This is a genomic window from Streptococcus symci (assembly GCF_006385165.1).
GTDB lineage: Bacteria > Bacillota > Bacilli > Lactobacillales > Streptococcaceae > Streptococcus > Streptococcus symci.
This window is the reverse complement of the sequence record NZ_VFJA01000001.1, coordinates 438,016-450,124: the sequence shown is the minus strand read 5'-3', so window position 1 is coordinate 450,124 and position 12,109 is coordinate 438,016. Positions and strand designations below refer to the sequence as shown.

11 protein-coding genes are annotated in these 12,109 nt (G+C 39.9%); all 11 read right to left on the bottom strand.

The features are described from left to right. Window positions 1–8: 8 nt before the first annotated feature. The 11 genes from cysE to FJN11_RS02030 all read right to left on the bottom strand — a co-directional run bounded on the left by cysE (window position 9) and on the right by FJN11_RS02030 (window position 12,101). Entirely contained in the window at window positions 9–626 is a 618-nt protein-coding gene (gene cysE / locus FJN11_RS02085; protein WP_049552181.1) for a serine O-acetyltransferase, read from the bottom strand. 15 nt (window positions 627–641) lie between these two features. Further along, a complete protein-coding gene (pnp, locus tag FJN11_RS02080) occupies window positions 642–2,855 on the bottom strand; it encodes a polyribonucleotide nucleotidyltransferase (protein WP_049552180.1) in 2,214 nt (737 codons plus the stop codon). A gap of 357 nt (window positions 2,856–3,212) precedes the next feature. Then, complete coding sequence (gene metF, locus FJN11_RS02070) at window positions 3,213–4,079, bottom strand: methylenetetrahydrofolate reductase [NAD(P)H] (RefSeq protein WP_049550760.1); 867 nt, start codon at window positions 4,077–4,079, stop codon at window positions 3,213–3,215. Between the two features lie 101 nt (window positions 4,080–4,180). Next, entirely contained in the window at window positions 4,181–6,430 is a 2,250-nt protein-coding gene (gene metE / locus FJN11_RS02065; protein ID WP_140223934.1) for a 5-methyltetrahydropteroyltriglutamate--homocysteine S-methyltransferase, read from the bottom strand. A gap of 260 nt (window positions 6,431–6,690) precedes the next feature. After that, complete coding sequence (locus tag FJN11_RS02060; protein WP_049552179.1) at window positions 6,691–6,984, bottom strand: helix-turn-helix domain-containing protein; 294 nt, start codon at window positions 6,982–6,984, stop codon at window positions 6,691–6,693. Next, the gene (locus FJN11_RS02055; RefSeq protein WP_125431664.1) at window positions 6,974–7,339 is read right to left on the bottom strand and encodes a type II toxin-antitoxin system RelE/ParE family toxin; all 366 of its coding nucleotides are present in this window, start codon (window positions 7,337–7,339) and stop codon (window positions 6,974–6,976) included. The genes FJN11_RS02060 and FJN11_RS02055 overlap by 11 nt, the downstream gene beginning before the upstream one ends. A 156-nt stretch (window positions 7,340–7,495) precedes the next feature. Further along, window positions 7,496–7,861: a TIGR02328 family protein gene (locus FJN11_RS02050; RefSeq protein WP_049552177.1), complete on the bottom strand. Its 366-nt coding sequence runs from the start codon at window positions 7,859–7,861 to the stop codon at window positions 7,496–7,498. Continuing rightward, window positions 7,845–8,249, bottom strand: coding sequence for a YbgA family protein (locus FJN11_RS02045; protein ID WP_000438485.1), 405 nt, complete (start codon window positions 8,247–8,249; stop codon window positions 7,845–7,847). Before FJN11_RS02045 ends, FJN11_RS02050 begins: the two co-directional genes overlap by 17 nt. Window positions 8,250–8,401: 152 nt before the next feature. Further along, on the bottom strand, window positions 8,402–9,487 hold the full coding sequence (locus FJN11_RS02040) for a HigA family addiction module antitoxin (RefSeq protein WP_140223933.1): 1,086 nt from the start codon (window positions 9,485–9,487) through the stop codon (window positions 8,402–8,404). Next, on the bottom strand, window positions 9,480–9,818 hold the full coding sequence (locus FJN11_RS02035) for a type II toxin-antitoxin system RelE/ParE family toxin (protein ID WP_049552175.1): 339 nt from the start codon (window positions 9,816–9,818) through the stop codon (window positions 9,480–9,482). Before FJN11_RS02035 ends, FJN11_RS02040 begins: the two co-directional genes overlap by 8 nt. Window positions 9,819–9,971: 153 nt before the next feature. Next, the gene (locus tag FJN11_RS02030) at window positions 9,972–12,101 is read right to left on the bottom strand and encodes an AAA family ATPase (RefSeq protein WP_049552174.1); all 2,130 of its coding nucleotides are present in this window, start codon (window positions 12,099–12,101) and stop codon (window positions 9,972–9,974) included. Between the last annotated feature and the right edge of the window lie 8 nt (window positions 12,102–12,109).

Sequence of the window (12,109 nt, the reverse complement as noted above, 5' to 3'; positions counted from 1 at the left end):
GGTATCCTCTACAACCCCGACGATCTGTGACTGGCTTCTCTAGCCTGCTCTAGTTTATTGACATAGTATTCTCGTTTTTCTTCGACTTCGTGGATCGTTGGTTCATCCTTCTGTCCATGAACACGGACGATCTTGGCCGGAATACCGACAACTGTCACATCACTAGGTACGTCTGCCACGACTACTGCAGCAGCACCGACTTTGGCATTTTCACCGATCTCTACCGGTCCGATGACTTGGGCATGGGCCGATATGAGAGCTCCTTTACGCACAGTCGGATGGCGTTTGCCAACATCCTTCCCTGTCCCACCAAGAGTAACCCCATGATAGAGAAGAACGCCTTTTTCAACAATCGCTGTCTCTCCAATCACCAGGCCTGAACCATGGTCGATAAAGACACCTGAATCAATCTGGGCACCTGGATGAATCTCAATCTGAGTCCAAAAGCGCCAAAACTGACTGTGCATACGAGCCAAGAGTTTGAAGCCATGCTTCCAGAGAAAATGCGAAAGACGGTGGGCCGCCAAGGCCTTGACACCTGGATAAGTCAGCAAAACCTCCAAAGTGGTGCGGGCCGCTGGATCATTTTCTTTTACGATATCAATGGTTTCGCGCCACCATCCCATACATTTCTCCTTTTCTTATTCTGAATCTTTTGGTGTTTCTGTAAATTCTTTCTTAGGTTTGTGGTCCTTGTGATGACGTGGGCGGTGAGGTCGCTCAGACTTTTCGCCTTTTTCATCACGTTCAGGTTTTGGTGGACGAGGAAGAAGGGCTTTCATAGAAGCATCCACACGTCCTTTTTCATCAATCTTGATAACCTTAACATCAACTTCATCCCCGATTGCTACCAAGTCTTCGACATTATTGGTACGCGTCCAAGCCATCTCAGAGATATGAACAAGGGCATCTGTCTTGTCAAAGAGGTTGACAAAGGCACCAAATTTCTCGATACGAACGACTTTAGCACGGTAAACTTCATCCACTTTGGCTTCACGGACCAAACCGGCAATAATTTCTTTAGCACGATTGATGGCATCTTGGTCGCTAGAGTAGATAGACACATTTCCTTCTTCATCGATATCAATCTTAACACCTGTTTCAGCGATAATCTTGTCGATGGTTTCTCCACCCTTACCGATGACAATCTTAATCTTGTCCACATCAATCTTGATGGTATCAATTTTCGGAGCAGTTGGAGCCAATTCTGGACGAACTTCTGGAATGGTTGCTTCAATAACATCAAGGATTTCAAAACGCGCTTTCTTAGCTTGGGCAAGAGCCTCAGTCAAGATTTCTGCAGTAATCCCTTGAATCTTGATATCCATTTGAAGGGCTGTAATCCCGTCACGAGTACCTGCAACCTTAAAGTCCATATCTCCAAAGTGGTCTTCCAAACCTTGGATATCTGTCAAGACTGTATAGTTGTTTCCATCTGAAATGAGACCCATGGCAATCCCTGCTACTGGCGCCTTGATTGGCACACCACCAGCCATAAGGGCAAGAGTTCCAGCACAGATAGAAGCCTGAGATGAAGAACCGTTTGATTCCAAGACCTCAGCTACCAAGCGGATAGCATATGGGAATTCTTCCAAACTTGGCAAGACTTGAGCAAGTGCACGCTCACCAAGAGCACCGTGACCGATTTCACGACGACCTGGCGCACCGTAACGACCAGTTTCCCCAACAGAGTATTGTGGGAAGTTATAGTGGTGCATAAAGCGTTTCTTGTACTCTGGATCCAAACCATCAATGATTTGAGTTTCACCCATTGGGGCCAAGGTCAAAACTGAAAGAGCCTGAGTTTGTCCACGAGTGAAGAGACCAGAGCCGTGCACACGAGGAAGGAAGTCAACAACCGCATCCAAAGGACGGATTTCATCAACCTTACGACCGTCAGGACGCACCTTATCTTCTGTGATCAAACGGCGCACTTCAGCGTGTTCCATTTGTTCCAATATTTCAGCCACATCACGCATGATACGGTCAAATTCTTCGTGGTCTGCATATTTTTCTTCGTAGACAGCAGTCACTTGGTCCTTAACTGCTTGAGTTGCAGCTTCACGAGCCAATTTTTCTTCTACTTGGACCGCTTTTTGGAGGTCGCTGTTGTAGGCTGCGATGATTTCAGCTTGCAATTCAGCATCAACATGAAGCAATTCCACTTCTGCTTTTTCCTTACCGACAGCAGCAACGATTTCTTCTTGGAAGGAAATCAATTCTTTAACTGCTTCGTGCCCTTTAAGGAGAGCTTCCAACATGATTTCTTCTGACAATTCTTTGGCACCAGACTCTACCATGTTGATGGCGTGTTTGGTACCAGCGACTGTCAATTCAAGGAGAGATTGCTCTGCTTGTTCTTGCGTAGGGTTGATGATGATTTGACCATCCACATAACCCACTTGGACACCAGCGATTGGTCCGTCAAACGGAATATCTGAAATGGAAAGTGCCAAGGATGAACCAAACATAGCTGCCATAGGTGCAGATGCATTTTCATCGTAAGAAAGAACCGTATTGATGACTTGTACTTCGTTACGGAAACCTTCCGCAAACATAGGACGGATTGGACGGTCAATCAAACGCGCTGTCAAAGTCGCATCCGTTGAAGGACGTCCTTCACGTTTCATAAAGCCACCAGGAAACTTCCCAGCTGCATACATTTTTTCTTCGTAGTTGACTTGGAGAGGGAAGAAATCTCCAGTTGCCATCTTCTTAGACATCACGGCCGCAGTCAAGACAGTTGACTCACCGTAACGTACAACAACAGAGCCATTTGCCTGCTTAGCAACCTGACCAGTCTCTACAATTAACTCACGACCCGCAAAAGTCGTTTGAAACACTTGTTTTGTCATTTTAATCCCCTTTGGATTGATGAAATTATACGCCTTGCCTACAAAGATCAAGATACCAAGGACGTCAAAAGCAAAGTAAAAATAGGAAACTGACGAAGTCTTCGATGAAGACAAGACAGTTTATCTTTTTTACACAGCTTTTCGGCCGGGTTCAATTACACAAGATACAAATCATTAGAAAGGTTTGATGCTAAAACATCTAAGAGTTTCAGTTTAAATGCATTGTATTATTTAATACCCTCATCTTTGTATCAAGTACGTACAGAGTCTATTTTATCATATTTTTCTTAAAAAGTACGGTCTTTACCATTAAAAAGGAACCATTCCCCTCAGCTGAGAAGAATGGTTTGCTTTTTATTATCCTAGAGACTGGTGATTAAACAAAGCATGTGTTGCTTGATGAATGTATTTTGCTGTTTCTGCATTGTTCATCGTATAGAGATGCACACCGGCAACATCCTGAGTTACCAAGTCCACGATTTGATCCACTGCATAGGCAAGTCCTGCTGCTCTGAGCGACTCAGGGTCATGCTCATACTTGTCTAAGATGGCTTTAAATTTGCGTGGAAGATGGATATTCTCACAAGTCTTCAAGAGGCGGAGGGCTTGATTTCGATTCAGAATTGGCATAATCCCTGCATGAATGGGAACATCAATCCCAGCCAAGATGCACTTGTCTTGGAAATCATAGAAGCGCTCATTGTCAAAGAAAAGCTGAGTTACAAGGCTAGAACAGCCTGCATCCACTTTCTTCTTAAGATTTTGAATATCTGAAATTTGATTTGGTGAATCTGGATGACCTTCTGGATAACAAGCACCAACAATATCAAAGTGAGGGGCTTGCTCCTTAATGAACTCGATCAAGTCCGTTGCGTAGCGGAAATCCTTTTGTGGTTCCACACCAGGAATAATATCCCCACGAAGAGCCAAGATTTTCTGTACCCCAACCTTGTCCAAGTCAGCAATGGTTTCAGCAACCTTGTCCTTGGTCAAATAGATGGCTGGCAAGTGAGCAATAGTCGGAATCGCCAAGTCATTTTGGATAAAATCAGCCAAACGAACCGTCGTTTCCTTGATATTAAATTTATTATTGCTGGCAGTTACACTGATAAAGTGAGGAGCCAACTCCTGCATATCTTGAAGAGCAGAAATAATGTTATCATTACCCACGGCTGGGTTTGGAGGGAACACTTCAAATGAGAGTGACGGTGTTTGGCGTGACATAGTCATTATCCTTTTCTAGTTGATTTTTTCGTTAGCTGGATTCCTAGAATCCAAGTGAAACAGGCAGATTGACCAAACAGCGCTTCTTGAGAAATCCTATCTTACAATTTCTCACGCGCAGCTTTAGCTGCTTCAACAAGGCGAATCAAGCTTTCTTTTGTTTCTGGAATACCACGTGTTTTCAAGCCACAGTCAGGGTTGATCCAAACTTTCTTGCTTGGCACTTTAGCAAGGATAGCTTCGATAGTATTATCGATTTCGCCTTCGTTCGGCACACGAGGTGAGTGGATATCGTAAACCCCAGGTCCCACTTCAGTTTGGAAGTTTTTCGCTTTGAGTTCGTCCAAGATTTCAAGGTTTGAACGGCTAGCTTCAAAGGAAATAACGTCCGCATCCATGTTATCGATAGCTGGGATGATATCTGTAAATTCTGAGTAACACATGTGAGTGTGGATTTGTGTATCTGGCGCTACTGTTGAGTGTACCAAGCGGAAGGCAGGAATTGCCCAATCAAGGTAGTCTTCGTACCAGTCGCTACGACGAAGTGGCAATTTTTCACGAAGAGCAGCCTCATCGATTTGGATGATTTTCACACCAGCAGCTTCAAGGTCAAGCACTTCATCCTTGATAGCAAGGGCGATTTGAAGAGTAGAATCCTTGATAGAGATGTCTTCACGAGGGAATGACCAGTTGAGGATGGTAACAGGTCCAGTCAACATACCTTTAACAGGTTTGTTTGTACGGCTTTGAGCATAGCTAGACCATTTAACAGTGATAGGGTTAAGACGAGTTACATCACCCCAGATGATTGGTGGTTTAACCCCACGCATACCGTATGATTGAACCCAACCATTCTTAGAGAAGAGGTAGCCTGACAAGTTTTGACCGAAGTACTCAACCATGTCATTACGCTCAAATTCACCGTGAACAAGGACATCAAAGTCGATATCTTCTTGCCATTTGATCCATTCGTCAATTGTTTCAGCAAGGAAAGCATCGTACTCTTCTTGAGACAATTCACCTTTACGGTAAGCCAAACGTTTCGCACGAACTTCTTTTGTTTGAGGGAATGAACCGATCGTTGTTGTTGGAAGAGCTGGAAGTTTGAAAGCTTCTTCTTGGATAGCTTCACGTTCCGCAAAGGCTGGCAAACGAGTGTAGTCTGCGTCTGTCAAGCCAGCGATACGCGCACGAAGTTCCGCATTTTCACCAACACGCTCAGTCGCAAAGAGTTCTTTGTTAGCTGCAAGTGCTTCTTCACCTTGACCGTTGCGGATAGCATCCAAGTCACGAATCTCATCCAATTTTTCAACTGCGAAAGCAAAGTGGTTCAAGATTGCTGGTTCAAATTCTTCGTTAGCAGTTGTAAATGGCACATGAAGAAGTGAGCATGAGCTTGTCAATACGATGTTTTCAGCTGGGATTTGTTCAAGAACAGCCAAGCTCTTTTCGTAGTTGTTGCGCCAGATGTTTTTACCATTGACAATACCTGCATAGAGAGTCTTGTCAGCTGGGAAGCCACCTTTGACGAGTTCAAGAGTTTTCTTACCTTCAACGAAGTCAAGACCAATCGCATCAACAGGCAAGTTTACAAGGTCAGCGTAAACGTCACGAACGTCACCAAAGTAAGTTTGAAGTAAAACTTCAAGACCTTTTTTATCAGCCAAAAGTTTGTTGTAGAGGTTCAAGAAGAGAGCTTTTTCTTCGGCAGTCAAATCTTTCACAAGAGCCGCTTCATCCAATTGGATGCGAGTTGCACCAAGATCCGCCAATTTAGCAAAAACGTCTTGGTAAGCAGCCACTAAGCTGTCTACGAAGTCTTCTGCTTTCACGCCTTCTTCAAAGTCTGACAATTGAAGGAAAGTGAATGGACCTACAAGAACTGGGCGAGTGTTCAATCCAAGTTCTTTTGCTTCTTGGAATTCATCTAAAATCTTGTGACCTGCCAATTTTACTTGAGTGTCTTTTTCGAATTTAGGCACAATGTAGTGGTAGTTTGTGTTGAACCATTTCTTCATTGGAAGGGCGCGAACGTCCCCTTTTTCTCCTTGGTAACCACGACCCAAAGCGAAGTAGCGCTCAAGGTCAGACAAGTCCAAGTTTTGAACTGAAGCAGGTACCACGTTGAAGAGGAAGGCTGCGTCTAGGAAGTTGTCATAGTGAGAGAAGTCATTTGATGGAATTTCAGTGATTCCTTTTTCTTTGACAATATTCCAGTGTTTCGCACGCAATTCTTTTGCTGCTGCCAAGAGTTCTTCTTCTGAGATTTCTTTTCTAAAGTATTTTTCAGTTGTAAATTTTAATTCGCGGAATTCGCCCAAACGAGGGAAACCGATGATCGTAGTTGACATGATGTGTCCTCCAAAAATTGTTGTTGAAACTATCTTAACAGAAAAGAAATCATCTGTATAATTGTAAAAAATTAGGCTTTGATATAGCTTGAAACTATATCTCCGTTTTAGACAAAAGAAAAAGACTTGAGACAAATGCCTCAAATCCTTTGTGTAGCTTGTTTTATAGGCGTATTCCGGTTAGAATGCTCAAACACGTTATTAGTAATTCTTATAAGTGACTATGGCTTGCTATTAGAAAAGACTATAAGTCAGTTTATTCAGCTCTTTTCCTGTTCGAGGGGGACGACTGCTAGTGTCTTTCCTAAACTGGCTAAAACTTTCAAGACTGTATCCAACTGAGGACTAGTCTTTCCTGTTTCCATTCTAGCTATGACAGGCTGGCTTACTCCACTAAGTTCTTCTAGCTTTTTCTGACTGATACCTTGCTTATGTCTGGCTTCAATCAACTCACTCATGATAGCCACTCGCATATCACTTTCAAGTATTTCCTCCTTGGTAAAGAGTTCTGACCTGACATCCTTCCAGTTACTCCCAATAGCACTATTCTTCATCACTTACCCCTCTTTCTCTTAAGTCCTTCAGTTCACGCTTGGCTTTTTCAATTTCTCTTCTAGGAGTTTTCTGAGTCTTTTTGACAAAATGATGTAAAAGAACAAAACTACCATCAAGCCACGCTACAAATAAAATTCGATCTCTCAAGGGTCTTAGTTCCCATATCTCATCTTCCAAGTGTTTCATATAGGGTTCCCCAGCTCTGGTCCCTTGCTGACTAAGTAACTCGATATAGTCATTTAGTTTATTGAGTTTGATGCGGCTATCCTTACTTTTACGACAGGCCAATTCTCTCATATAATCCAAGACTGGCTCATTTCCATTTTTGTCCTTATAGAAGTAAATCGTATGCACCAAGCAACCTCTTTTCAATTTAATTATAACTTAAAAGTTATTAAAAGTAAATCCTAATACTCATAAAAAGAAGACCTTAGAATCATTCTAAAGGTCTCATTTTTATTATTCGAAAAAATGACGAGAAGAGTTATAATGTGGAGATAATTCTGACTCTTACTCCAGCTCAATGCCTTTCTCTCGTAGATTAGCTAAACACTCCTCATAGTATCTTGCATCATGTTCGCTATAGATAGGATTCCCCAACTTTTCCTCAGGCAAGTCTTCATAAGCTGGACAAATTTTACCTCGGTAGTTTTTATCCAGCCACTCTGGACTGACCTTATAGCCTCGGTTAGCCATCTCCTTCATGATCAAGTCATGGTAGGCATAGAGACGATAGGGCGAATGGGTAAAGACATAGTCCACTGTCGCATGCTTTCTACCCCAGCCATTGCCACGCAGGGCGCAACACTCCCGATGTTGCCCCAAAAGTTGAGGACGGGGAAGGTGTGAAATCAAAGCCTCATGCCAAAGTCTCATGGGCGTCTCCTTTCAGTAAAGTCGAATGTTGCAAGTAGGTATTGGGATAGCGATCCAGCAAGTCTCGAGTCTTAGCGATCAAGTCTTTCTTAGAAGTTTGACCAAAGCGGTAGCGATCCAGCAAGAGCATATAGTCCTTGCGCTCAACATCTGTCGCTTTCTTTTTGAAATAGCCCCAAATATGCTGAAAGGCATTGCAAACCTGACCCCTGTGTTCTGGGATTTGACAGGCACGGTCGATTAGTTCTTGAACATGACTTACCTCCACCACTTCATTCTTGAGATATTGGCGAATCTCATTGTAAATATTGCTGGAATGGCTCAAAACAAGGTATTTATTTCTAGCCCAGAGTTGTTGACACTGGGATTTTTGATTAGTTTGTTCCATGTTTCTCTTTACTTTCTATCAGTTTCCAGGAAATATGGAAACAAAATTGTATCTTGGTCTTATTTCAAAAAATAAGCGAATTATGAGCGAATAAAGAAGCTATCATTACTAACTGTATGGAACATTTTCATCTTCTACAAATTTCCATAGATTCAAGAAACAAAGTAATAATTTTCTTTTAATTCACGAAAACGGTCAAAACTGAGAATACCCTCATTTTGTAGTCTGCCTAAAACGACGCTAGGATGAATATCTATCTCCTCTGCAAAACGTATGATATCCGACTTATCAAAGTTTCCTTTTTCACCAAAAGCCTGATAGTCTTCTGGTCTTATTAAAAGATCTTTTGCAAACTGATCTGCCTCTTCCTCAGAAAGTCGGTAGGATTCGCTATTTCCATCATCAGATGAAAAATCATTCTCCAGAATATGTCCTATCTCATGGAAAAGTGAGAACCAGAAAATATCTGATGCTTTGTTTCTATCCGTGAGTAAAAGCAAGGCACTACCGTTACTGAATTTTTTAGTCGCTCCATTCAGATTGGCATTTGGCAAAGCAGGTAGACCGACTAAAACAACACCACAATCAAGTAAGATATCGTACAAGCGCTGTGGAAAGATTTCTGGGTCCTGTCTGGTCAACTCTCTCAAGGCAGGCAAGCTTTTCTCTAACTTTCTGCGATTGAGCTTGATAGTTGTTGTATCACGTGCTTTTTTAGATGCCAACTCCAGCATGATATTGGAGTTGACTATACTTTTAGTCGTAAACTCACGCGTATTCCGATAGCTGACTAGATGGTTAAACGATGTAAGGTTTTCTATGCTTGCCACACCTAAAATCTTGCGAAGCTCAACAATCTTTTCCTTCAAACTATAGCGTTTTTCTGGAACGTAGCCTTTTTCCTTAAAATACTTGAAATCAATCATCTCACAGATTTCTTTCTCGCTACCTTCTTCAAGCTCTCTTTCCTCTGCAATCTCAGCCACTTTTACATCATAAGCATTTTGAAGATTGAGCCAAGTTTGCATGGAAACTCCGCTTAGCTTGGCTAACTTATGAGCCGTTTCTTTACTAATGGACTCCTCAGCATTGACGATCTTGCTGACAGTCTTTGCCGAAATACCTAAGCGCTCCGCAAATTCTTTCTGCGTTACGTTATAATCTTCAATCAACTCTTCAACATACTGACCTGGATGAAAAGCAATCAGGTCTTTGTATTCAACAATTTTATTACTCATAGTGATTGCTGACCTCCTCTATTTTTAGGATTTCGATTTCAATGGGGCTGGAAAAGACCTTTTCTAGGTCCTCTTCACGAAAACCTACAATCAAACGATAGGAACTTTTCCGACCATCTATATCCAAAGCAAACTGTCCCTGTCTCTTTCCCTTTAGTTGGTGAAAGTGGTATTTAGGAAAAACTGTAACACTGGCCAAAGAATCCGCCGCTTCCAAAAAGTTGATCAAGAGATGCAACTTTATTGCAACCTTATCCGAAAAATCCTTTTTCGCCCGTCTCAGCTCTGTGCACTGCTTTTCAACAGTTTTGTTTGTATAGATAAGCTTCATATGTCCCTTTCCGTATAATTAAATTACCTTTTAGGTAATTTAATTATACCATCTTTAGACAATAAAAACCAGCCAAAAGTTAATTTGGATGGGATTTCAAATCTCTATTTTTAAAATTAATTAATAATTAAGAGATGATTTTTTAGAAAATATTTATTCTTCATTCGATTCTGTCCAGTGTTTTTCAAAATGCGACTGCGCATTATTGCTACGGAAAATAGCACTGACTTTTGAAATAATATCTACATTAGTTTTACCATTTAATTCAGCCTCTAAATCGTCAATTGAATGAGAATTAACATTAAATAATTTTTTTGCTTCAACATCACTTTCAAATAAAACATCAGGTGATATGTTATTGAATTTTGCGAATGTTTCAAAAATACGTCGGATAGGATTTAACATGAAATTTGGTTTATCTTGTTGATAAAGCCATCTTAACTCTGCCCATAGAGCATCATAACTAGTTTTTAAATCTTTATTTCGATTTTCAATTAGGTCAATCTTACTTTTCCCATTAATCTTTTTAAGGTGTAAAGTCAATTTAGTAGAAGTCGGCCTCCTCCACCAATCATATCTTACATTTAAGTAAAAATGAATATTATGAGTAAAAATAAACAATTGGCGATTTTCGGATAAATTAATTATCAAATCTTGCAAATATGAAATTATTAAATATTGCGTCGTATCGTCATTAGAATTCATAGGATCATCAAAAACTATAACTTGTGGCTTTTCTGACATTTTTGAAGGGTTATCCAAATCTGCTAAAAACCACAAAAATGAAACTATATTTTTTTCTCCCGTACTTAATGTATCTACATCTCGTGTGCTACCATCAATATTTTTTATCGTATACTGACCTTTTTGCTCACCTGAAACTAGCTCTAATTGAAACGAATGGTTTCCTAGACTTCTTAATGATTTGTTAATTCTCTCTGCAGCAATACTTTCATCAATAGTTTGAGAAATAAGGTTACGTTTTAGTTTTCTCAACTCAAACAAATTATTTTGATTGAATTGTAACTCATCAGTTAACCCTTTCTTTTCTATATCTAATTTCTCTAACTTAGATACATCCTGGCTATATTCCATTTTAGATAGCTCAATATTTACCAAATTGAGTCTCAACTTATTTTTTGCATCTTCTTTTTTGTTGATTAAATCTTGACCGTATCTTCTGTTTACTTCATAAATTTCACTATACTGTTCCTTAATCGATTCAAAGCTATCTGGTAACTCATAAGATATTTCAGACATAGTTGTAAAAAGATCCGATTTACGTTTTTCCAAAGTTTCAATAAGGAAATCAAGAAAGTAAGTATGCTTTAGAATCAATTCCGAGATAGAAGTATTTAATACTGAAATTTGTTCATGATAAATCAGATAGAATTGAGAAGGGGCAATCAATTTAATTTTTCTAATCTCATCTTTTTCTATTTTTAAAAGTGCTATAGCATGTGTTAATCTTGTCTCGAACTTCTTAACATTATCACTAAAGAAATGATTTAATTGGTCCAAACGTTGATCAGAAATTGGATTGTTGCAAAACGCACAAACATCTCCTTTATTATGATAGTTCATACCTTGTCTAACCCAGTTTTGTTCTTCAATTGTTGAAAATTCTAGTATGATACTTTTTGCTAGTTCTGTTGTGATAATTTCATTTGTAGCTTTTAAAAATCCACTTACATCAATATTTGGAAATGATTGTTTTGATTCATTCTTAATCTCTTCTTGATTTATCAATTGTTGAAGTTGTTCTGTCTCAGTATCACTTAAGGAAACGCTAGTAACACTTTTATCAATACTTTCTATATCCTCTTTGAAGTATCGAATATTATAATTAACTCCGGTTAAATCAGTATACTCTCTTTTTAGCTTACTAGCTGAGGATCTACAATTATCATTTATAGATTTATTTTGTTCCACATATTCTTTTTCCTTAGCTTGACATCTAGCGTAAAGATTTTCTGGTCTGCTCTCATTAGCAATAAGTTCATTCTCCAATTCAGAAATTTCAAGATCTACCTGATCAATTTGAGGTTGTATACTTGCATTTTCTTTTCCTAACGAAATAGCGTTTAATACTGAATTTTCCGCCACAGAATCAAATCCTTGAAAAATTCGTACATCATGAGTATCGTGGAATGAATCAAATATTGTTTGAGTGATTGTTGATTTTCCTGTTCCGTTTTTTCCGTAAATGAAATTCTTTTGCTTTAATCCGCTATATGTAGTGTCAATAAACCGATCTGAAGGGAGTTGCAATTCGGTAATCATTATTTCTC